This is a genomic window from Paenibacillus sp. FSL R7-0312, from assembly GCF_038004445.1.
Taxonomy (GTDB): Bacteria; Bacillota; Bacilli; order Paenibacillales; family Paenibacillaceae; genus Paenibacillus_AQ.
Genome location: NZ_JBBORE010000001.1, coordinates 4,847,251 through 4,871,382, shown reverse-complemented (window position 1 = coordinate 4,871,382; position 24,132 = coordinate 4,847,251). Strand labels below are relative to the sequence as shown.

Here is a 24,132-nt window from a genome sequence, read left to right as displayed (position 1 = left end):
ACCTCTCCGCTCTCCCGTATTCATGCCTACTCTTCCACGAATTGCAGAAAGGACAACTGATCCTGCTCATCCTGTGTCTGCCTGCCCTCTTCCTTCCCGCGGTTTACCCAGGCCTGCTGCCTGTTATACAGCGGTGCAGGCAACGGATATCTGTACCGGGCATAACCGCTGAGTGCATCCTCCCCGCACTCCCCGATGATCATATGAACATTGGTGCCGCCGAATCCGAAGGAGCTGACGGCTGCCCGCCGGGCCTCCCCGTGGCTGTCCCAGGCTGCGGCCTCAAGCACCGGATAAAAAGGCGAGTGCCCGAAGTCGAAGCGCGGATTGGGCCGGCTGCAATTCAGCGTTGGAACAAGCATCTTGTGGTGGACGCACAGCGCCGCCTTAATGAAGCTGGCAATGCCGGCCGCGCTGAGGCAATGGCCGATATTGGTCTTCACGCTGCCCACACCGCAAAAGCCTGTGGCACCGGTATATCTTTTGTAAACTGAGGTCAGGGCCTTCAGCTCAATGGGATCGCCGATCATCGTACCTGTGCCGTGGGTCTCCACGTAACCAATCGTTTCCGGGTGAATACCGGAACGGCGGATCGCTTCAGCGATAACCTCTTCCTGGGACTGCATGCTTGGGGTGGTAACCCCCATCGTACGGCCGTCATTATTGGTTGCCGAGGCTTCAATAACCGTGTAGATTCTGTCCCCCTCGGCGAGGGCCTTGGCCAGCGGCTTGAGCAGCACCGCTCCGCAGCCTTCTCCCGGGACGATGCCGTTCGCCTCCTCATCAAAGGTATGGCATTTGCCGTCCGGCGACATTGCCTTGGAGGCGCTGAATACGAGATGGGGACGCTCATCCAAAAGCAGATCCACCCCTCCCGCTATAGCCATCTCCGACTCGCCGGAGCGGATGCTCTGGCAGGCCAGGTGCAGACTGAGGAGCGAGGAAGAACAGGCGCTGTCCACCGTTAGGCTGGGACCCTTAAGATTGAAGAAATGGGAAGCATAAGCCGCGATGAAATTTTGCCCGATGCCGATAATCGTATTCTTATTGATATCCTGCACCCAGCCCGGATAAGAGCCTGGATGGGCGCCGATGAATACACCGACCTTCTTCCCGCTGATGTCCTCCATCTCATAGCCCGCATCCAGAATGGTCTCCGCTGTAACCTCCAGGGACTGCCGCATAAGCGGACTGATCTGCTCCACATTCTCCTTAAGGCCGAAATACCCGCCGTCGAAGCGCTCAATATCGTCCAGGAACCCGCCCCATTTGCTGATGCTTTTGCCTTCCGCATAGACAGGTGCGTACCATTCATCCTTGTCCCAGCGGCTGGCCGGAACCTCCGTAATACTGTCCAGTCCCTGCCGCAGATTGTTCCAGAAGGCGTCCTTGTCTCCAGCCCCCGGAAAATGGCAGCCCATGCCGATAACGGCAATCCGTCCGTCATGCCTGCCTTCAGGGCTTGGCGTTTCGTCCTGTACGTTGTGTACCGCTTGCATTCTTGCTTCCCTGCTTCGGGCGTAATGAAATTCCGGCACCCGGTTATACGGTTCAGCGAATCTGATTCTATTGCCTGTCAGCAAAGGCTTAGCGTCCTGCTCCAGCTCCGGCTGACTCTTATATTCTGCGCCGTTTGAGCAGAGATGCTCTGCCAGCGCGCGCATGTCTCTAAGCTCAAAGAACAGCGCCGGATCTATGCGGGTCTGAAAAGCGGTGTCCAGCTTCTTAATGACCTCGATCAGCAGTATGGAATCCACGCCGATTTCGGCAAATGGAACATCCTCACGTACACGGTCCCGCGGCAGCTTCAGCTCTGCACAGAAGATATCCAGGATCAGGGCGGACGCTTTTTGCAGCTCACTTGGGGTAATCAGTGTATTCTGTACATTCTCCCCGGCTACCGCAGCGTAAGGACTGCATTGACTCTTTACAACGGCCTTCAACCCAGGCGAACCCTTAACCCGTTCAGCACTTGCCTTGATTAATAATTCCGGGCGGTAAAGGTCCATTTGCAGGATAGCAGGGATCACACTTGGCGAATCACTGCCAATGATGATGTCCTCCAGCATAAAGAGGCCATCGGCAAGGCTGTGTGCGGTAAGTCCTGACTGTGTATAGAGCGGGCTAAGCTGAAATCCGGAATCCGCCAGCATCCCGACCTCTGACCAGCTCGGCCAGATGATCGACTGATAATAACTATTTCCGAGGGTGTGCTGATGCTGTGCATACAGGTCCAGATAATAGTTGGCTGCGCTGTAATCGCTAAGCCCGGCAGACAACAGCGGCGCCAGAGCGGAAATGGAGGAGAAAAGTATAAAGAATTCCAGCTTATCCTGGGCAAAAATGTGCTGGAGTGCCGCCACCCCTTCAACCTTAGGTTCAAAGACCTGCCGGATATCGGCGACTTTTTTGTTCACAAAAGCCGGGTGCTGATTCAGATTGGAGCCTGCGCAGTGCACAACACCGCCAATTTCGCCCCACAGCTGCCGGATGCCCTCTACAAAAGGCTTAAGCTGCCCGGCATCGGTCAGCGAACCGGAATATACCTCAACCTGGGCGCCGGAGGCTTCCAGCTCCATTGCCCGCTTGATTCGTGCCAGACTTCCCGGATTATGGATAGCGCCGGTCAAGATGTCCGGCCAATCCTCCCGGGCAGGAAAAGCCTGAACCCCCATCAGCACCAGCTTCCGTGCGCCTCTTCGGACCAGCAGGCGGGCCGCCTCGGCCCCGATCCCCCGCGTGCCTCCGGTAATGACATAGACCTTCTTGGGGTCTACCTTCAACCGGTTATGCCGCTCGCGGCCGATCCATTTATTCTGCTGCTTCAGCGTGGTGATCACCGGCTCATATCGCAATCCGTCCGCATAGCACGCTTCAGCAGTATCCGATTCCAGGCTTAATTCACCTAGGACAATCCGGAGCTGCCGGTTAATATCCCAAACATCCAGGCCGATATCCACGGTGCGGGCGGTAACTTGTCTATATTCTGCGCCAAGCGTGCGGATGATCCCGGCGATATCCGCTCCGGCCAGAGTAACCGTGCGGTTCTCCGGATTCTGAACCCCGCCGGTCAAATGAACAATCCGAAAATCCTTGCCCGCCTGCTTGACCAGCGCTTGCAAAAGCATGATTTTACCGTAGCTCTGCTTGGACATGGGCTTCGGCTGTGCATGGAGATCGGAGAAATCAACGATTCCCTTGAGTTTCAGCTTCATCCCGAGTACGGCTTCAATCGTCTGCTCACTATCCTCTGTAAGCGTGAAGTCAACGGGTAACACGGAGTCACGGGTTTGCTGGGCCTTTCCGTCACACAGGATCAGCGGCGCTTCAAAGCTAGCTCTGACCGCTGCAAGTGCGTCATCACCCATCTCTTCATTTACGATGATGAGATACTGCCCTTCACCCTGTTTGGGCTCACGAGGCTGCTCCGATTTCATCCATTCCTTCTTAAGCAGAGCATATTGCTCCCCGGTAACAATCTCACGGGTGCTGACGGGAACCATCTGGATGTTCTTAAAGGACAGCACCGCTTCACCCGACTCATTCAGCACATGAACGTCATAATGAAGCTCACCGCCGGCAGTCTCCAGACCACCCGACTGAAAATGAATATATTTCGCCGATGAGGCTTGACGGATAAGCTGTATTTCGCCGATCTCATAAGCTGCAGACGCCGTGCCGCCATTGCCGATAATGTCCATGTTCAGCCCCTGCAGGACAGCTTCAGTTAACCTAGCTGCCAGGACATCGTCCGCCGAATGGAACGGGCCTGGTGAAATTACTGCCAAGTGGTCTGTCAAGCTGCTGTACATGCCTGTTATGATCTGTGCCTGTGCTTCATAAGCTATCCTTTGATTCTCCAGTACCCGGTAGACTTCATCCCCAGTCCGAACATGCGCTGCTTCCTGCTTAAGCTTGCCTATATCCACCGCTGCCGGTTCGTGAGACGGATAAGCCAGGCCTGTTCTGGCCGTACCTGCTGCCAGGATATCCTGCTGCGATCCTTCTCGCAGGACAGCGAACCGGAGGGAATCCCCCTCACCCTCACCTTGAAGTTGAATATTCAGTTTCACTTGCTGCTTGTCAGAAGCAGGATGGCAGAATTGAATCTGCTCCAGTGAGGCAATACCCGGAGCACCGCTTCCCAGCAGTGCAGCCTGCGCGCCCATGGCCAGCAGAATAGCTTCACTGAATACCGCTACCCCATAAATGGACTTGCCGAACACGGCCTTTCCGGCAGCCTCCGGTTCACTTATGAAGCCGATTCCCTGCACCGTTGACACATTGCGGTGAACCAGCGGATGTAGCTGCCCCTCTGCCGCTGCTCCAGCACTTTCGGCAGCCCCGGCAGCTGAGCTGCTTCTGGATACTTGGTCAGCTCCTATGGCAGCTCCGCCACTCCCGGATACTCCGCGAGCCCCTCCTGCAGCTGCGGTACTTCCGTCAACTCCGCCATTCTCCGCGCTTCCCTTCTCATCCACTGCCTCGATCCAGCAGCGCATATAATCAAAGGGATAGCCTGGAAGCGGTACTCTGCGGAAGCTCCCGGCAGCGGACAGGCTCTTGAAATCGGCTGCATAGCCTTTGATGTAATAATTGGCAATCAACTGCGCTGCCTTTGCCCTTTCCTGCGGAGTAAGCCGGTCCTGATGGAACTGGACCAGCAATTGCTTCATCTTGGATTTCAGCGCAGGGTTTACCCGCTCACTGCCGCCCGATCCGCCGCCGCTATACCAGCCTGAGCTTGGCTGTTTATGAAGAAAAGCCCCCAGCTCCCGGACCAGCTCTTCCTTGCTTGCGGCAATGAACATGCTGCGGTAGGTGTAATGATCTCTTCCGGCCAGCAGTGTATACGATACATTGGCCAGTCTGCCCAAGCTTGTGCGCCCCTGCAGATAATCCCGCAGATTCCGTACCTTGGCCTCGAGTGCCGTATCGCTTTTCGCTGACAAAGCGAACAGCAGTACTTTCCCGTCATTGTTCCCGGCTGTACCGGTGGCGGCTTCTTCTTGCTCTATATGCTCCGCAACCACCACATGGCAGTTGGTTCCGCTCATTCCAAACGAGCTGACCGCCGCCATTCTTGGCCGTCCGGCTTCCCTGCGCCATTCCTCGGTCTCTTTTCCCACATAGAATGGGCTGTTCTTAAAATCGATCAGCTTGTTCCCCTCACCGGAGTGAAGCGTGGCGGGAATTCTGCCGTGCTGCAGGCTCAGGAGAACCTTGATCAGACCCGCCATGCCCGAGGCGGACAGGGTGTGCCCTATGTTGCCTTTGACTGAGCCGAGATGGCAATATTGCTTCTTGTCAGTGAATGCGCCAAAGGTCTCCGTGAGGGCAGCGACCTCGATCGGATCCCCCAGCCGGGTGCCCGTGCCATGCGCCTCCACATAGCTGATATGCTCAGGGTTAATCCCGGATTTCTCATAGACTTCACGTTCCAGCGCTGCCTGTGAGAGACCATTCGGGGCGGTAATGCCATTGGTTTTACCATCCTGATTGACCCCGATGCCCTTGATGACTCCGTAGATATGGTCTCCGTCCCGCTTCGCGGCAGCATACTTCTTGAGGAGCACAGCGCCTACGCCTTCGCCCAGGCCTATGCCGTCTGCCTCCTCGGCGAACGGCTTGCAGATTCCGTCGGTGTTCAGCATCCCCAGCTTGCCCAGCGACATATAAATCCAAGGCGTGAGCATAAGCTGGACACCTCCGGCGATCGCCATCTCGCTGCTGCCGCTATGCAGGCTGTCACAAGCAAGTGACAAAGCTACCAGTGACGAGGAGCAGGCGGTATCCAGGGCGATGCTCGGCCCCTTTAAATTCAGCAGATAGGAAATTCTCGCCGGAATGACCGACAAGCTGTTCCCTGTAGGGACATGCTCGTTCGTCTCACCCAGGAACCGCTCCAGATACTCCCCTTGCTGAAGGCCCACGAATATGCCGCATTTGCTGCCTGACATATCCTGAAGCGAATATCCCGCATCTTCAATGGCCTTCCAGGATTCTTCCAGAAACAGCCGTTGTCTGGGGTCCATATGCTCCGCTTCTTTGGGAGAGATGTGGAAGAACAAAGGATCGAATTGATCCGCGCCAGGGAGAAAGCCCCCATAGCGGATATGTGCCTTCTGCGAAGGGGTCAGCTTGGTCAGCTCCGTTCGTTCAGCAGGCGCTTCCTGAAGACTGCTCACTTCCTGTACAAGGTTGTCCCAATACTGCTGCACATTGCGGGCGCCGGAGAATCTGCCGGAGAGGCCGATAATGGCGATATCATCGCTGCGCACATTCCCACTATTTTGCGTAAAGTCCGGTGTATGTGTTCTGCTCTGCATAGGCATTAGCTCCCCTCCAGTAAGAGTTCAAGTTCATTCAGATCTATAGGGCTATCCACCGTCAGCCCGGAGTTCCCGGAGGTCGCAGATCCCGTTCCTGCTGTCTCCAGAATATGGGCAGTTAGCAGCCGTACCGTGTTGTAATTGAACAGATCATTGGAATGCAGCGCAAGGCCGAGGCGATCGTTCAGCTTGTCTATCAGTTCCAGCGTCAACACAGAATTCACACCCAGTTCCGAGAAGGGAAGATCGGCGTTAACCTCTCCGGCCTCCAAATAAATGACCTCCTCCAGCGTGCGGTTCAGACATTGCTCCACCGAGTCTGCTGACGTTTCTACATATCCGATCGATTCTGCCGGCGTCACGGTTTGCGGAGTCTGTGATGTTTGTGGCCGAAGGCTCTTGTTCTGCTCATCACAGGCCGGTTCCGATTCACAATCCGGCTCCGCTTCAAGCGTGTAGCGATTGGCCTCTGCGGCAGACGCCGAGAAGCTATTGCCGATCCAATATCTCTTTTTGTCAAAAATATAATTCGGCAGCGGAATCACCCGTGCACGGCTGCGTTCATCATGCAGCAGCTTCCAGTCTATCTTCGCCTTCAGCAGCCAGAGCTGGGCAATCTGCGGCCATTGTCTGTTACGAACCGCGCTGTCGATAAACTGATGCCCGGATTCGTTCTGGAACAGAATGGCGGCAATATCACGCTGCGGGTCCAGGCTGCCTGTGTAGACATCCGGCAAATTCGGTTCTCCGGAGGCAAAGCGGATTAATACTTCCCTAAGCTCTCCTATATTCCGGCTGACAATGGCCACTCTCTCGGTAAAAGCTTCCCGCCCAACCTGCAGCGTATAAGCGATATCCTCCAGGCGCAGTGTATATCCTTCTGTATGGGCGGCATCCATCCCCGCTGCACTAGCCGCAGCAGTCTCGGCGTAAGCCTGGGTATCAAATCCGATTCCGGCATTCCTCCGGCTAAGCTCAGCCGCTTCCAGATGATTCATCAGCTCACGCAGCGACCGGGTAGCCCCTAATGTGCTGTCGGCAGCATGTTCCTGAACCAGCTCATTGATGGCATCTGCCAGCCTAACCTGGTGTACAGCATCCGCGCACAGCTCAGTCAGAATTTCGTCATAGTCGATCTGCCCGGGGTTCACGCCAAGCACTTCCGCGACAACGTCCAGACAGCGGTTACGGACAGCCTGTAATCGGGCGGTTATTAGCTCACTTGTGTCCACAGCCCGTCCACCCGTCCGGTGGCGGGCGATAAATGCCGCGAGCTGCCGGGCCTGCGCCTGCAGCTTGTCCCTGCTCTTGGCGGACAGCACGATGAGCTGCTCCTCACTCTGCGCTGCGGGAGGTACGTCCGGCTCATATTGCTCAATCACAATGTGGGCGTTGGTGCCGCCTGCCCCGAAGGAGCTGATGCCCGCCCTGAGCGGCTGAACCTTCAGGCCATCCGGCGTCTCCTCCATAAGCGGCTTCCACGGCTGGAGCGAACGCTGTACATAGAACGGTGTCTTGACAAAATCTATATTCTCGTTGAGCTGCTCCGCGAGAATTGAAGGCACCAGCTGCTTGTGCTTCATTTGCAGCAGCACCTTGGTCAAGGAGGCCATCCCGGCTGCTGATTCGAGATGTCCGATATTACTCTTGACCGAGCCAATGGCGCAAAACTGCGTTTTGGCGGTGAATTTCTTGAACGCCTTCGTTAACCCGGCCACCTCGATCGGGTCTCCCAGCGCGGTTCCGGTACCATGGGCCTCAATGTAACTGATCTGCTCGGGATGCACGCCAGACCTCCGCAGCGCCTCCTCAATCAGCTCAGACTGGGCATTCGGATTAGGCACAGTATAAGAACTGACCTTGCCGCCGTGATTGACTGCCGTTCCTTTGATAAAACCATAGACTGAGTCCCCGTCGCGGAGCGCCGCCTCCAGCGGTTTCAGCAGAACCGCGCCAACGCCTTCACCGGGAACATAGCCGTCCCCGCCCTGGCCGAAGGCCCGGCACTTGCCTTCCGTGGAGCCGAATCGCTGATCGGTCAGGAAGATATATTTTGCCGGATGTACTAGGGTGTTGACACTACCGGCCACCGCCATCTCACTCTCACCATGCCGGATGCTCTCGCAGGCCATATGGATAGCCACCAGCGCAGACGAGCACATCGTATCAATGGCCAGGCTTGGTCCCTTGAAGTTGAAATGATATGAAATCCGGTTAGCGATGGAAGCAAACGAAGAACGGACATCCATGAGCCGGCCGTTATGGTATTGCTCGACACCTAGCAGCTGATAATGGGAATTCATTACGCCGATAAACACGCCAACCTTTTTGCCGGAGAGGGTATCCGCGGCAGCTCCCGCATCCTCCAGCGTGTGGTAGGTGGTCTGGAGCATGAGCCGCTCCTGCGGGTCCATCAGCTCCGCTTCCCGCGGGGAGATATGGAAGAATCCGGCATCGAATTTCTCGACATCCTTCATGAACGCGCCCCACTTGGTGTACACTTTGCCCGGCTTGCCTTTCTCTGGATGGTAATCCTTGCGGTAATCCCAGCGCTCCGGCGGAATCTCCGTAACGCAGTCCCGCCCCCCGCTTAGCACATCCCAGAATTCCTCCAGCGTATCCGCCATCGGGTACTGTCCGCTTAAGCCGATAATCGCAATATCCCCGCTTACTGCTTCTGCACCCTGATGCAGGGACATGGCGGGGGCAGCTTCCTCTTTTACAGCCACATCATGGACAGTTCCCGTTTCTGCTGACACCGCTTCTGGCATCACTTGTTCGGCCGCTTCTTCCACTGCGGTTCCTCGTTGCTCTGATCCCCCGCTCTGACCTGGTTCCCCGGCGGACTGCTGAAAGAATTCCGCATGATTATCCATAAAGAATGCCGCTAGAAGAGCAATCGTGCTGTATTCAAAGAAAAGCGTGCTTGGCAAATCGGAGAAGTCCTTGCCCAGGATCCCATTCAGCTCCATGATCATGATGGAGTCGATGCCGTATTTGGAGAAGTCGGCTGAGGCTTCAAGCTGCGCTGCCGGAACCCCGGTCGCCTGCGACACGACTCCTTTCAAGTATTGCTGAACAGCTTCCTCCACCTTAACGGTGGAGACAAGACCGCTATGAAGCGGCTGCTGCTGGATTGGCGGAAACGGAAGCTTCAGTGGAGCTGTTGCCCCGCCCGTTACCGTTACCGCTGCTGCCCGCTGCCGCTCATGAACACTCTGCGCGGAAGCATTCAGCACCCTCTCCTGCTGCGGCTTCTCTTCTGTAACTGCCGCAAGTACCCGGCTCAGCTGCTGCCGTTCTCCGCAGACTACAATAATACGGGATTCACCCGTGCGGACCAGCTGCTCCAGCAGTTCAAGACCAGTCTGTGTATCCAGCTGCTCCATCCCGGCCTGCTGGCGGTATTGTACGGCTTCCTCTCCGGACAACTGCATCGCGCCGTCATTCCACACCGGCCAGTTGATGGACAGGGATGCACCTGAACGGATCCCCTCCTTAACCTGCTCAGCCCGGAGTAAGGCGAAGCGGTCGAGATAACTGTTCGCCGCCGCATAAGTGCCTCTGGCGAAATCTCCAATGATTGCGGAAATGGACGAGAAAAGCACGAAGAAGTCCAGCTTCTCCAGCTGCGTAGCTTCATCCAGGTTGATCGCTCCCTGGATCTTGGGCAGCAGCACTTCTGCCATCTGTTCAGGACTGGCTTCCATGAGCGGATGCTCACCAAGCACTCCGGCACAATGAATGACGCCTTGAATGGAATGAAAAGCCTCTTGGGCCTGCGCCACGATCTCTACGGCAGTTCGCCGCTCCGCGATATCACCAGGCAAGTAAATAACCTGCCCGGGATAACTCTGCAGCCGCTCAAGCTCACGTCTTCTCGGTTCATCCAGTGCGGATCTTCCGGTCAGCACCACATTGGCTTCATAATTCCGCAGGGCAAATTCGGCCACGGCAAGTCCGAGCTTACCCATTCCGCCGGTAATCAGGTAGGTACCCTGTTTGCGGAAACCGCTGAATTCTGCTTCCGGTAATGACTCCAGCGGAAGGACGACACGGCTGGCTCTCGCTCCGCCTGTATAACTAATTTCCACAAAGGACGCCTGCTTGCGGTACAGCAGCTCTTGCGCCGCGTAGAACGGAATTTCTTCAGCATAGTCGCAATACATTATGGACGGGATGAAGCTGCGGTTGGTGGCCTGAAGGGCCTTGGACAGCCCCCGCAGCATTCCCGCTCCCGGCTGGCTGCCGCTGCGGACTGCGCCCAGCAAGAAGCGGACCTGTGCTTGGGAATAGAGCTGAGTAACCGCCTTGAACAGATACAGAACCGGATAAAAAGCGTTCAGGATCTCTGCCTGTTCCCCATCCCACTCATACAGAATAGCGTCAATCCTTATCCCCTTTGCCAGCAGCTCCGTGAGCAGCCTGCTATAATCCGCTTCCTGTTCAGGCCGGATGCTGTATTCCTTATTTCCTGCAGCTGCGCTGTAGTCCGCTCCCGGATTCACAATAATGATGTTGTCCGGCACCGTATGCTCCCGGGCGAATGCTTCTGTCAGCCGTTGAACCTTCCCTTTGTCCCGGACCATATACAGCATATTCTTCACTTCGGCCTTGCTGATCCCTTCACTTTGGCTGCCAAGCCCCCAGGCTTCCGGAAGCTGTGCTTCCTGCCAGCGCTCGGTATACAGGTGAATGCGACTTGCCGTACTCACCGGATTGGTTGGCTGAATAGCCCGGATCGTGAAGTCTCTGGCTTCCACCAGCACTTCCCCCTGCTCATTCAGAATATAGACATTGAACCGCTTCATCCCCGCAGCCTTGCCTGCTGTCTCCGGTACGATCTCCGCATATGAATAGCAGCTTGGCGTCAGCCTGCCGTAGATGCGGACTTCACCGAGTGCGAACGGAATATGTAATCTAAGCTGCTTGTACGCTTCGGCTCCGCCGATCCAGGTCACTGCCCGTAGCGCAGCATCGACAAGGGACGGGTGCAGCATATATTGGCTAAATGCAGGCAGCAGGTCCGGAGGAAGGTCGAGCTTCTCCAGCGATTCTCCGCTTCCGCACAGTGCTTCTGTTGTAGACTGGAAGCTTGGTCCATATTGAAAACCGATAGAGCTGCCAAAGACCTCGTTGTAGCAGAAATCCTTGGCAATTCTGACTCCGCCCCGGGCCTGAATAGCGTCAAGATTGAAGTTGTGCCGCGTCGCCTGCTGTCCAGTCCCGGTATAGAGCTTGCCTGTGCAATGAATAAGCCGGGTGCTGTTCTCTGTTGTATACACCTGGAACTTCATGTACCCTGATTCGGGAGTGAGCTGAATATAGGCATCCCGTGTATCGGTCACTTCCAGCCGGTTCACCCATAGCACATCCTTAATGGAGTGCAACTGTGTCCGAGCTGCGAATTCGCCGGCCGCCCTGACCATCTCCAGATAAGCGACTCCCGGCAAAATCACCCGTTCATCCACAATATGCTCGCCAACATAGAAATCGCTCACCTTAAGTGTCTTCACGTATAACAGCCGCTCTGGGCTGGACTTCGCCAGATCAATCATCGGATGGCTCTGAGCCGGAGCGGCCTGAGGGGCCACCATCCAATGCGAAGAACGGTTAAAGACATAGCCGGGCAATGGCTGCTTCATGAAGCTGCCGCCGGGATACAGCCTGTTCCATTCCAAATCTGCGCCAGCCAGCCATAACTTCAGCAGAACCTCATGGAAGCCAAAGGCTCCGTCACTCTGAGGCGATAATGCTGCCGTTTCCTTGTCCCCTGCACACAACCGGATTATCTCAGACTGCAAAACGCTCTGCCCTGCACATTGCTCCTGAAGCTGTTCTCTCCAGCTTGCAGGCTCGGCAATTTCTGTCATATGGTGATTGGCTTCGTGCAGACAGGTGTAGGGGACATTTAAATTCAATTGCTCCTGACGTTCATTGAGCTGATTCCGGACAGCTTCCATCACTCCAGCCTCTTCTTCATCAGAGGTAGTTAACAGCCGTACGGCCAGTTCCTTGGATATAACCTCATCCAGAATAAGCTGGACCCATTCACTCAGCCGCGTATCACTTAAAGTGATGCGTTCCGACAAATCCCATTTCTGATTCAGCTTCAGCAGCGAACCGTAGGCGATCAAGAGCAGAAGAACACGCTGCCGCTCTATTGCCTGGCCGCCCTCACCGGCAGCTAACAACTGCTCCTGATGCAGCAGCGAGTCTGTGGACATCTTCGCTGCTTGCAGCGCCGGGGATTGATCCCAATCCCGCAAATATTTCTTAAAGGTAAATTGGGTCCGGCTGAGTATTCTGGCTTTCTTCACATAATGCCTGAACGCCGCAGCGTCAGCATCGGTGATGCACACATTGCGCAAGCCAGCAATATAAGCCGGGCCAATGTTAATACGGTGAATCCTCACTTGATGAACAGGGTCTATGAAGGTCAGCTTCGGTCTTTGCAGCACAGTTTCCGCAAGAGTAGCCCTGCCGGTCAGCATGTCATACGCCTGAACAGGCGTAATCATTCCGCTGACCGCCATCGCGAGCAGCGTCCCTTGCTGCTCACCGCTTACGGACGCGACATCTACCCCAAGACTGATCAGGACTTTAGCCAGCGTATAATTAATCAGGAAAGAGTAGGCGGCAAGCTTATCCTTGTTCCATTTGGCAATTGTAATGCCACTTCGGATAGCGGCCGGCCCATCGCGCAGCTCAGTTTCGGCAATAACCTCTTCAAGAACTTCACGGATATACGGCTCTTCCATTACCCTCTTAATCTCCGTGAATCCTGTATAGATGACATTGGTGAAATGTACCGACCACTGCTTGCGGCCCGGCTCCAGCCGCTTAACAGCGGAGGCAGCGGATTGCAGATACTCGGCTAGCTCCTGCCTGCTCCGGATGACAGCGCCGATTCTGTACTCCCGGCAATGACGTCTGCCTGCAAGCAGCGTTTTGCATAACTCTCCGATGGATGCGTCCGCCATCTCCGGCGAATTCAAATGAGACTTCCAGACGGCTATACTCTCGTACATACTGTCGCTGTTCAGGGCAGAGAGAGTGAAGAGCTGCGCACCCGGTACGGATTTGTTACTGGCTCTGGCCGGTTTCGGCGGCTCGTAAGCCTCAAGAATCACATGGGCATTAACTCCGCCGAAGCCAAAGCCGCTTACGCCTGCCCGCAGCGGGGTCTCTTCATTTACCGGCACCCACTCTGTGTTGTCCGTGGCTACCTTAAACGGGGTATGCTCCCAGTCCAGCAGCGGATTCAGACCGGTAAGGTTGAGCAGCTTGGGAATAGTCTTATGCTTCATCATCAGCAGCACCCGGATGATCCCGGCAACGCCAGAGGCACTTGCCAAATGACCGATGTTGGTCTTGACCGAGCCAATGGTGCAGAACTGTTCCTGATCGGTGTACTGCCTGAACACCTGGGTCAACGCTTCGACTTCAATCGGATCGCCAAGAGCGGTTCCGGTGCCATGCGCCTCAATATAATTGACGGTCGAAGCATCTACCCGGGCTTCCCGCAAAGCAGCTTCAACTAATTCCTTCTGCGCTTTCATGCTCGGTGCAGCGATGGTCTGTGAAGCGCCGCAGTGGTTCACTGCGGTTCCCCGGATAATGCCGTAGACATGGTTGCCGTCCCGCACCGCATCCTCCAGCTTCTGCAGCAGCAGGACGCCAACGCCCTCTCCCTGCACAAATCCGTCCGCATTCTCGTCAAAAGCCTTGCATTGTCCGTCCCGGCTCATCATATTCGACTTGGAGAAGCTCACGTACCGCCATGGATGATAGGCTAGGCACACGCCTGCCGCTATGGCATACTTCGCTTCTCCGGCCTGGAGATTCTGTCTTGCTTTGTGAACAGCAACCAGTGAGGAGGAGCAAGCGGTATCCAGAGAGAGGCTCTCTCCGGTCAGGCCCAGAGCATGCGAGATGCGGTTCGCCGCAATACACTCGAAGTTGCCGAGGCCCGCATAATGATCGACCTTATCACCGCCGGTCAATGCAATCAGACCGTAGTCATTGCCGGTAACTCCGACATACACAGAAGTCCGTTCCTTCTGGAGTTCATGCAGCGGAATCCCTGAATCCTCAAGACAATGCCATGTTTCTTCCAGCAGAATCCGCTGCTGGGGGTCCATGCTCGCCACCTCTCTGGGTGACAAGTTAAAAAAGGTATTGTCAAACTTGTCGATGCCGGATAATGAAGCGCAGTATTTCACAAATTGCTCATTGTCCCAGCCGAGGTCGGCCTCATTCTTCAGTCCGTATCTTCCGTTCTGCCAGCGGTCATAACTGATAGGCTTGACGGAATTCACATGATTGATCATGTTGTTCCAATAGCTGCTGTAATTCTCTGCCTCTGGGAATCTGCACCCGATGCCGACAATCGCCACATCCTGCTCGGCTGCTGCCCTCCGCGGCTTAAGCTTGCTTGCCGAAGCCTTAGAGCTCATATACCGTCTCCTTTTCTCTGGCGACCCGTTGTTCCCTCATCCCTCTAAGCAGAGAGAGAATGCTGTCCTCCTGATACTGCTTCTTGATATACTTCTCCATCGTGCTCTTCCAGGCCCCGAATTCAAATCCAAGCGCCTGCAGCAGCGCGCCCAGCATGACGAAATTCTCATTCCGCACATTTCCCGTTTCCTTGGCAATGGCTGTTCCTTCGACATAAGTGACATGCTTGTACCGGCTGAAGCTGTCCTCGTACTTTCCTTTGTATGTATCTTCATTCAGCTCTGCCAGATTGACGAGCATCCGCCCCTCCTGTTTCAGGAAGCTTCCCCAGCGCAGCGCTTCGATCTGATCGAAGCCGACAATATAGTCTGCTGTGCCCATTTCAATCAGGGGAGAGTAGATTTTGTCGCCAAAACGAACCTGCGCATGCACGCTTCCGCCTCTTTGCGACATGCCGTGCACCTCGGAGACCTTCACGTCATACCCGAGCGCAACCAATCCCTGGGATAACACATTGGTTACAGTAATGACACCTTTTCCGCCCACACCGGCTAAAATAATGCTTGTAGCTGCTGTCATAGGTCGCTTAAGCCTCCTTAATACTGTCATAGGGACAAACCTGCTGGCAGATGCTGCAGCCCTTGCAGTCCAGCGGGTCAATCATAATTTGGCGGTTTACAATTTTGATTGCCGAGCAGCCTAGCATAGTGCATTTTTTGCAATTCACACAGGTAACATTGTTAATGATGTATTTTTTTGTGGGTTCCGCTTTGCTTTTGAGAAGTTCACAAGGATGTCTGGAGATGATTACGAACGGTTCAGTGCTGAGCTTGGCTGTCTCCACACACTGCTGCGTTTCTTGGAGGTTGGTGGGGTCTAATATTCTGAGGTTGTCCGGTTTAATGCCCAGTGCGAGCACGATATCTTCAATCCGTATGGCTTCCGACGTGCTGCCCTGCAGTGTGCGCCCGGTGCCCGGGTTCTCTTGATTGCCGGTCATGGATGTGGAGCGATTGTCCAGGATACAGATGACAATCGGGGTCTTGTTGTAAACTGCGTTCAGCAGTCCGGTCATACCTGAGTGAAAAAAGGTGGAGTCACCGATGAAGGCGAATACCTTCTTGCCCATCGGTTTGAAATCCTGAGTACGCTGCATGCCCGTTGCCATAGAGATGGAAGCGCCCATGCAGAGCACGGTGTCGAGCGCCTTGATCGGCTCCGTGCCGCCCAGCGTGTAACAGCCGATATCGCCGGCGGCTATAATGTCCCTGTGCTGCTTGACTGCGCTGTACAGCCCCAGATAACCGCAGCCTGCACACAGCCTTGGCGGCCTTGGCGGTACTTGGACACCCTCGTAGCAGTCGAATTCTTCACGGGTGATCGCTTTTCTGATAATTTCCGGGTTCAACTCGCCGCAGACGGGAATGATCTCCTTACCAGTACAGGCAATGCCCATCGTTTTAAGTGAGGTTTCGATGAAGGGCTCGCCCTCCTCGACGACATAGATTGTTTTGGCCCATGCAGCGAATTCTCTGGCCTTCTCGTCCGGAAAAGGATAACTCATGCCCAGCTTCAGCACGCTTACCGTATCTCCGAACACTTCCTTAACATATTGATAGGATATTCCGCTTGTCACTATGCCGATCTCCGGAGAGCTGTACTCTATTACATTTAGAGGGGAGGCATTGGAGTACGCCTGAATATCCAGGAGATTCGCTTCGATTTCCAGATGCCGCTTTCTGGAGATGGCCGGAAGGAGCAGCCTGTCCAGCTTGTTTTTCTTATAGGTTCTGAATTTCTCCTCCACCGCCAGGTCTTCCTGGAAGTGAACAATTCCCTTCGAATGGGACACCCGGGTTGTGGTCCTGAACAGAACAGGCGTATTGAAACGCTCGCTGATCTCATAGGCTTCGACAATCATATCCTTGCATTCCTGGGAGCTGGTCGGCTCGAGTAGCGGCATCTTGGCATGACTGGCATAAATGCGGTTGTCCTGTTCGTTCTGAGAGGAATGGATCCCCGGATCATCTGCTGAAACAATGACCAGACCGGCATTTACACCTTCATAGGTCATATTGAACAGCGGATCTGCCGCAACATTCACCCCTACGTGCTTCATGGTGGTCAGACTGCGGATACCGGCGATACAGGCGCCTGCTGCTACTTCCAGAGCTACCTTTTCGTTGGGTGCCCATTCGGCATATACACCCTCATAGACACTGATGCTCTCGACTATTTCCGTACTCGGTGTTCCGGGATAGGATGAAATGATTTTACAATTTGCTTCATAAGCGCCTCTGGCAATTGCCTCATTACCCATCATTAGAGCTTTCATCGGATCGTCCTCTCGTTCATCTCATTTAACAGAACCGCGCAGCTGCATTACTCCCAAATCATAGATTACATTTTTAACATTTATAGGCGTTTACTACTTATTTATAGGCTATAATCAATATTATAGTGTTACTATTAACTTTGTTACTTTTTTTTAATAAATTCCAGATATTTAGTTCCTTAATCTGCTAATTTTCACAAAATTGAAATAATTAAAAAGCCCGCAACCTATTGTTGCAGACTTTCCAAATTAAAACATATATTTATCTTATATAGCATTTATTGTCGTTTCCTCGCAAAAGGCCAAAGCAAAAGGCTACTGCTCCTCAATGTGGAAGAAGTAGCCTTGGATTTCAGTGATAAATTCCGGACTCCTGCTGGGATTCACTGGAAAAAGGCTGAACCGGTACGGCTGCATGATTTTCGCGGAATTTATGCTTATAGTCTTCGAAATCCCATGTCTCCAGGAATTTATCTGCCGCAGCGTGGCCGGATGAGAGCAAGAAATGCTTATCTTCCTCCGTCAATTCGAACTTTGTCGTCGTTACCTTTCCAGTGGGAATAAATATTGTGCGCTCTTCCGCATGTTTGTCTACATGTCTTTGATCATGAGCCTGCAGCATGGTTTTGAACATCCCTTTGAGTAACGAGACCGGACCATTGATCTCAATCGATTGGGCATAGGTCCGCCTTTCCGACAGTCTGAATCCGAAGGTTGGCCACCGTGGGACTCCATCAACGTCAAATAGCCAGATCGGATAATTGCTAAGCATTCCTCCGTCCAGCATATAATAGGGTTTCTTCTGAAGGGGCGTATGCCAGACATAGGGTTGAAAAAAGAAAGGCAGCGTGGTGCTCATCCGTACTGCTGCGGCTATGGGGAATTCGGACGCCTTATGGCCATAGTGAGGCAAATCATTCGGGAAAACTGCAATCCGCCCATTGCTTATATTCGAAACTATAATCGAAAGCTTGCCTTCGGGAATATCTCCAAACGTTACAACTTTCTTACGCTTCAGCCATTCCGTCATTACCTGTTCTAAAATGTGGTTGCTGTAAATGCCTGACTTCATCATTAACGGAAGCGTTTTGTTCAAGATCGGCAGGCTGTTCATTCTGGTACGCCCGAGCAGCTTCATATAGTCAAGCGAGCTCATCAGCTCTCTGATATCAGCACTATTGTAACCGCAGGCCAACAAAGCTGCAATGATCGCGCCGGCAGAAGTCCCCGCAAGCTTGTTCCAGGTGTATCCTCTGGATTCCATCACTTCAATGGCTCCTACAAAAGCAATTCCCTTTACGCCACCGCCTTCAAAGACTGCATCTGCCTCCACCTGAGTACCCCTCCTGTTACAAATAAAAGATGTTCTGTAAGTATGTGTTGGATACTCTGATTTATTCACTTGTAAAACAACAACAAGCGGATGCACCAGGACCATGAAGCCAGTCTTGGACAGCCGCTTGTTGGGGAGACAGATCAAAAGATCCACATGATCACAAAAATGAAAAAGGCAATGACAGCTATGGCAATAACCAGATCGGATATTTGCCTCCATAAGCCTGGAGGGCCTTCGGTGTGATACTTCTGCGCATTCACGTCATGGTTGGCTTTATGCCCGCCGGGATCAGTCGAATTCGCATGTGGCCCCGGATTAAAGAAGTCAGCCATGAAATCACCTCCCTTTCCATGATTATACACCATTTAATCTCACTTTTGATTCATTTGTCCTGAAACAGTATTTATTGTTAAAAAGCGATTTGCACGGATCCGTCCTCGTAAATATCGACCCGCTGGGTGCATAGGAGCATGCCAAGTCCGGAAGCGGTGCCTTTGGTCTTCAAATCCTGTTGTCTGCGCTCCCACAGCTCCCGGTCGTGGATGATGTCATACAAGTAATAGCTCTCAGCGTTAGCCGCTTCCATCTCCTCCACAAAAATGAACCCGCCCGGGAACATGCTGCGGAACCACTGGGCCGCCTCCAGGTGAGAATGGAATGCCGGAAGCTCCTGCTCAAAGCGCTCTGATAAATAACGCTGCTTCAGACGGCCGATCCTTACATAATACTCTTCAAGATTGTACGGAGTTATCACCGGTAAGCCCCCCATTTCTATAAATATTTGAAATTTCGCATAAAAATATCATACTTTTAGAGCGATGAATATGACATTCTGCATAAAGTGAAGTGTTCATTCTTCTGCTCAGCGGGTAGTAGAATATGATAGGTCTTGTTACTGTGATCAATGCTATAAGGGCAGAAAGGAGCCGCTCCCATGGACAATACGGATATTATTGCAATTCTGGCTTTGGTTCTTGTGTTGCTGCTTATGTTAAGTGTGTTCCGTCTCAAAAAGCGCGTAACAGAGCTGGAGTCTCAGTTGGCGCAGAGGGATGCTTATGGGGGACCTGCAGGAGCTGGAGGCAGGATAGCCGGCATTCCGACCCCGCTGTTCGTGCAGAACCCGGAGATTGCTCCTGATCTGGAGCGGAGACTGCATCTGCTGCTCGGGGAGGGCAAGAAGATTCAAGCGATTAAGGTAATGCGGGAAGCACGGAATTTATCCCTGAAGGATGCCAAGGACTTCATCGACAATCTGGAACAAGGCGGTCCCTTCCGCTGACCTGACCCTGCACAGAACCAAAAACGACCCCGTCCACCACTTTAAAGTGGAAGCTGAGGTCGTTTTTTTATGATGCCGGATTGCTGGCAACCCGGCTGGGGTTATACGTCCTTTTTAACAAAAATCCGCATAGAGAGCATATAAGAGCTGTAGATAATAACAAGATAGGCCAGAACACCGATGAGGGGCAGAAGCATGCTGTCCAGCCTGCCGGTCCGGAACCATTCAGCGAGTGCTGGAACCCGTTCAGATAAACTTTTGAGTGCCGTGACGTTCAGTATGATTAACATGATGAATATGAAATTGACTACTTGCATGCCCTTTTGTCCCAGCCAGAAATACAGCGGCAGATAGAAGGAAGCAAGCAGCGGAAAAGACGCGGCCGCAAGGCCCAGCTCTCTCCAGCGGAGCGGAGCGTCTATCTTCCCCATCGCAAATGCAAACAGATAGAGTAGCAGTGTGCAGAGGATGCTGAAGGCCAAGAAAGGAATGAGCGTTAAATATTTGGCCTGAATCAGACGCTGCCTAGGTACAGGAAGACTGACCAGAAATTTCTGATTGTTATGCTGCATATCAATAGCGCAGGCATTGATCAGCAGCAGCATAGCCGGGAACACCGAGAACAAGGTGTAGGCTTCCGCATTCGTATATCCCACGAGTATATAATACGGCACCAGCAGCATAATGAATTTCCGGGTAAGGATGAAGTCTTTGCGGATCAGATACAGGGAGCTATACATGCGCTTCACTTCCTTTTACCGTAAAATACATGATTTCTTCCAGAGTAGGCGTCTCGCAAATCCCAGTATCCTTGAAATATCGTTCGCCCTCCGAACGGTTGCTGATCAGACCCTCGAACCCCAGTCCGCTCTCGCGGATGCCGACGAACCAGCGCCGGACATCACGGTCGAGCAGTTCCTTCCCGCCTTTGACCAGAAGGTAACGCTCACTGATGCTCTCCTTCATCTCATTGAAAACAATCCGCCCCTCATTGATGAATACAATATAGTCGGCAATCCGGTCCAGATCCATCGTGTTATGGGTGGAGAACAGAATCGATTTCTTCTCGTCCTGAATATGCTCACTGAGCAGCTCCAGCATCTCTCTGCGGAAAATCGGATCAAGCCCCGAGGTGGGCTCATCCATGATTAGCAGATCGGCACCATGGGATAGGGCGATGGCGAGCGAGAATTTGATTTTCATCCCCTTGGACAGATCCTTGATCTTCTTGCCGGACGGAAGCTTGAACAGCTCCTGAAACTTCACATATGTATCTTCATTCCAGCGGGTGTAGAACGGAGCGATAACTCTCTTCATCTGCTTGACGGTGAGATTCTCATAATAGATATTCTCATCCGAGACATAACCGATCCGCTCCTTGACCACTGCCTGATATAGCTGGTTATTCTGGCCGAATATCGTGATATTGCCTTGATCCGGGTAGATCATCCCCATCATCATTTTGATCAGCGAAGTTTTGCCTGCACCATTCGGGCCGATCAGGCCTGTAATAAACCCCTCCTTGATGGACAATGAGATATCCTTCAGCTCAAACCGGTCGTAGCTTTTGGTTAAATGGTCTAACCGGATTACATCGCTCATTCCTGTTCCTCCTCATAGAGCAGTTTCAGCATCTCCGCCAGCTCGGCGTACTCCATGCCCAGCAGTCTGCTCTCATCAATGATTTCTTTCAGCTTGCCCTCTACAATCCGCAGCCGCTGCTCCCGGATATATTCCTGATCCGCCCCCGAAACAAAAGAGCCCTTACCGACAATCGAGTTAACCAGCCCTTCCCGCTCAAGCTCTTCGTAAGCCCGCTTCGTGGTAATGACACTGATCTGCAGCTCCTTGGCCAATAAGCGGATCGATGGCAGCGGCGTACCGGAGACCAGCTCCCCTTGCAGAATCATCTGGCGGACTTGTCCTACAATCTGGGCGTAGATCGGTTCACCGGACGTACTTGATATCAAAATATTCATGCAGCAGCACCAGCGTCCTTTGCGGTATTTGTATTTAATGTATATATATAATATATACACTATGTTCAGTGGTGTCAATCCTCTAATTAGCAACGCTCCGGTTGGAGCTGCGGCATATTTGGACTACCACTCTCTCGCAGGTATTGATCTAATCACTTATGGGAAGTGGTGTTGTTATATAGAGGCGGAAGCCAAATGCCAACACAGAGGAGAAGCTCATATGTCTAGAAAAATCATTGTTTATCCACTCAGCTGCGGGCTGCTGACGGCTGCCGTTATGCTGCTCATGCAGCCTAAATATTCTTATAATGATCCAGATACGTTCTGGCATCTGGAGGTCGGACGCTCCATGCTTGAGCACGGGAAGGTGCTGCATCATGCGATACATACCTTTTATGGAGACCAGCTGCCGTATACCCCCCATGAAGCCGGGTTTCAGCTGCTGATTACACCACTGTACCAGTGGTTCGGCTGGCCGGGGATCTATCTGCTAACCGCCCTGTGCCTGTTCGGCTTACTGTTGGGGCTTATACGTCTTGGAGAAGTATCACGTAAAGAGCTGGGTCTGCGGGAGAATCATGTTCTGCTCCTGCCCTTTGTCCTGCTGGTCTCCTGCTGGATCTACTATAACTACTTCAAGGGAAGACCACAGATGGTCTCCTCTCCACTGATCCTCTGGTTCTTCATCTGCATGCGGGAATATCAGCTGAAGCCCCGGGCCAGATATGCGGCACCAATGATAATACTCTCCTGTGCCGTTGCCAATGTCCATACTGGCGTATGGCTGGTGATTGCCGTGTTTACCGGTATGGCCGTACTGGAATCGCTGATTGCGCGCAATCTCAGCTGGAAGCGAGCTGCCGTCTTCCTGCTGGTCCTGCTAGCCGGCCTGCCGAATCCGGGAGGACTTCAAGCACTGCTGTTTATCTTCACCGTCACACACAATAACTACAATCTGCTCATTAATGAATGGCAGCCACTCTCCTTCAGCCGGCCGGACCAGCTGCCTATTCTGCTTCTGCTGCTCTTTTTCGCGGTCACCCTGCCCTTCTCCCTGCAGCGGAGGCCATTTCGCTTCTTCCTGATGACCGGTATTCTCTATCTCGGAGTATCCAATTTCAAGCAGAATCTGTTCATGTGGCTGTTCATTCCTTATTTCGCGGCAGTCTTCTTCGAAGCGGTTCCGCTTCCGGGCAAGCTCAAGCTGCGGGCAAGCGGAAGAGCGGTTGCCCTTGGACTTGTCACCGGGTTGCTGATCAACACTGTATATATCTTCGCGGTCCCGCCAGTGGTGACTGCTTCAGATTACCCTGTCTTAGAGATGAGCTATGTACTGGAGCATACACCGGCAGGCAGGCGGCCTAAGGTGCTGTCCAGCTATGGGTCTTCAGGTTATGTGATGTTCCGCGGCGGGGATGTGCTTTGTGACGGGCGCCAGGACCCTTTTATCACCAAGGCTTCGATTGGGATCATGGGCTGGAATGCCTTCGAACGCTCGATGTACGGCTTCTCCGAATACTTGCCTGATATCGTGAAATATGACCGCCCGGATTATGTGATTGTGCGGAACGGCAGCTCCGGGAGGCTGTATCAGGACTGGGTGAAAGCACTCGGCACTCCTGTCTACAAAGGAAGCTACGGGAGTGTATTTGTTCCCGGCAACGGGAAGCAGTCCAAGGAAGATCCTGTGTTCCAGAGCAGCTGAACTATACGGCATCAGCCGGTTAAACCCGCAGCCCGCAGGAAATGGCTGACAATCTCACTTTGCAGCCGCACCCTTAAGGAGAAATCGAGACTCCAGCAGGTTTCCACTGTAACGGCTCTCGCTCCGAGCAGACGCTGCATAGCCATCCGTGAAGTCCCGGCGCGCTCCCGGCGGCGGATATTGAAGCGGTAAGCTTTATTCGGAACCGACAAATTCATCTTCTTCACAATTTGCTTCGCTACACCTGCCGCCCGGCTAGCCGGACTGATAATCAGCGTCTGCCCTACGCGCCGCGGATTAAGCTGTGATAGCCCGTTCGCTTCATGCAGATCCAAATACCAGGATGGACGATAACGCGCGGCAAGTTGAAACACCGCTGCTGACAACGGATGTCTAGCCTTAGCGCCTGTACCCATCGGGAAGGTACGGTTCAAATCAGGTTTGCCGCGGATGCCCTTCAGCCGTGCGGATACATTCACCAGCGGGACAATAATCAGCTTTCCTCTGCGCAGAACCCACTCTCCGCGGTTGAACCGGTTTACGATCCCCTGTGCCGCACGGGTACTCGCCGGTTCATTGCCATGGACACCGGAGATGATCATAAATACAGGACCGGGAGCTACGCTGTTCACGACATAATAAGGTGTGGCATAGGGAGTTCCTGCTGCTAGCATATGCTTCTCGACAGACACTGCGTTTCACC

The 24,132-nt window shown here is 53.5% G+C and carries 13 protein-coding genes; 2 read left to right on the top strand and 11 right to left on the bottom strand.

The features are described from left to right. Positions 1–26: 26 nt before the first annotated feature. The 7 genes from MKX70_RS21400 to MKX70_RS21370 all read right to left on the bottom strand — a co-directional run bounded on the left by MKX70_RS21400 (position 27) and on the right by MKX70_RS21370 (position 19,217). On the bottom strand, positions 27–6,329 hold the full coding sequence (locus MKX70_RS21400) for a beta-ketoacyl synthase N-terminal-like domain-containing protein (RefSeq protein WP_340840676.1): 6,303 nt from the start codon (positions 6,327–6,329) through the stop codon (positions 27–29). 5 nt (positions 6,330–6,334) lie between these two features. After that, positions 6,335–14,791, bottom strand: coding sequence for an SDR family NAD(P)-dependent oxidoreductase (locus tag MKX70_RS21395; protein ID WP_340840675.1), 8,457 nt, complete (start codon positions 14,789–14,791; stop codon positions 6,335–6,337). Next, positions 14,781–15,371 (bottom strand): indolepyruvate oxidoreductase subunit beta, encoded by a 591-nt coding sequence (locus MKX70_RS21390; RefSeq protein WP_042236675.1) that lies wholly within the window; start codon positions 15,369–15,371, stop codon positions 14,781–14,783. The genes MKX70_RS21395 and MKX70_RS21390 overlap by 11 nt, the downstream gene beginning before the upstream one ends. Before the next feature lie 7 nt (positions 15,372–15,378). Next, positions 15,379–17,127, bottom strand: coding sequence for an indolepyruvate ferredoxin oxidoreductase subunit alpha (gene iorA / locus MKX70_RS21385; protein ID WP_340840673.1), 1,749 nt, complete (start codon positions 17,125–17,127; stop codon positions 15,379–15,381). A gap of 352 nt (positions 17,128–17,479) precedes the next feature. After that, the gene (locus tag MKX70_RS21380) at positions 17,480–18,460 is read right to left on the bottom strand and encodes a patatin-like phospholipase family protein (RefSeq protein ID WP_340840672.1); all 981 of its coding nucleotides are present in this window, start codon (positions 18,458–18,460) and stop codon (positions 17,480–17,482) included. A gap of 143 nt (positions 18,461–18,603) precedes the next feature. After that, complete coding sequence (locus MKX70_RS21375; RefSeq protein WP_039291913.1) at positions 18,604–18,795, bottom strand: hypothetical protein; 192 nt, start codon at positions 18,793–18,795, stop codon at positions 18,604–18,606. A 77-nt stretch (positions 18,796–18,872) separates the two neighbouring features. Beyond that, positions 18,873–19,217 carry a hypothetical protein gene (locus MKX70_RS21370; RefSeq protein ID WP_039291910.1) on the bottom strand — a complete coding sequence of 115 codons (345 nt, stop codon included), beginning with the start codon at positions 19,215–19,217 and terminating at the stop codon, positions 18,873–18,875. A 180-nt stretch (positions 19,218–19,397) separates the two neighbouring features. On the opposite strand from MKX70_RS21370, the gene MKX70_RS21365 reads away from it, so the two are divergent. Beyond that, positions 19,398–19,745: a ribosomal protein L7/L12 gene (locus MKX70_RS21365; protein ID WP_340785876.1), complete on the top strand. Its 348-nt coding sequence runs from the start codon at positions 19,398–19,400 to the stop codon at positions 19,743–19,745. A gap of 101 nt (positions 19,746–19,846) precedes the next feature. Here the strand turns inward: MKX70_RS21365 and MKX70_RS21360 are convergent, their stop codons facing one another. From MKX70_RS21360 to MKX70_RS21350, 3 genes are read right to left on the bottom strand one after another with little or no spacing between them, the layout of a single operon-like run. Beyond that, positions 19,847–20,485: an ABC-2 transporter permease gene (locus MKX70_RS21360; protein ID WP_042236684.1), complete on the bottom strand. Its 639-nt coding sequence runs from the start codon at positions 20,483–20,485 to the stop codon at positions 19,847–19,849. After that, positions 20,478–21,347 (bottom strand): ABC transporter ATP-binding protein, encoded by an 870-nt coding sequence (locus tag MKX70_RS21355; protein ID WP_340840671.1) that lies wholly within the window; start codon positions 21,345–21,347, stop codon positions 20,478–20,480. The genes MKX70_RS21360 and MKX70_RS21355 overlap by 8 nt, the downstream gene beginning before the upstream one ends. Continuing rightward, positions 21,344–21,724, bottom strand: coding sequence for a GntR family transcriptional regulator (locus tag MKX70_RS21350; RefSeq protein ID WP_039291902.1), 381 nt, complete (start codon positions 21,722–21,724; stop codon positions 21,344–21,346). The genes MKX70_RS21355 and MKX70_RS21350 overlap by 4 nt, the downstream gene beginning before the upstream one ends. Before the next feature lie 220 nt (positions 21,725–21,944). Between MKX70_RS21350 and MKX70_RS21345 the strand changes: the two genes are divergently transcribed. Further along, positions 21,945–23,429: a hypothetical protein gene (locus MKX70_RS21345; protein WP_340840670.1), complete on the top strand. Its 1,485-nt coding sequence runs from the start codon at positions 21,945–21,947 to the stop codon at positions 23,427–23,429. An 11-nt stretch (positions 23,430–23,440) separates the two neighbouring features. Here MKX70_RS21345 and MKX70_RS21340 read toward each other — a convergent pair whose 3' ends face one another. Further along, a complete protein-coding gene (locus MKX70_RS21340; RefSeq protein WP_340840668.1) occupies positions 23,441–24,121 on the bottom strand; it encodes a succinylglutamate desuccinylase/aspartoacylase domain-containing protein in 681 nt (226 codons plus the stop codon). Positions 24,122–24,132 lie beyond the last annotated feature (11 nt).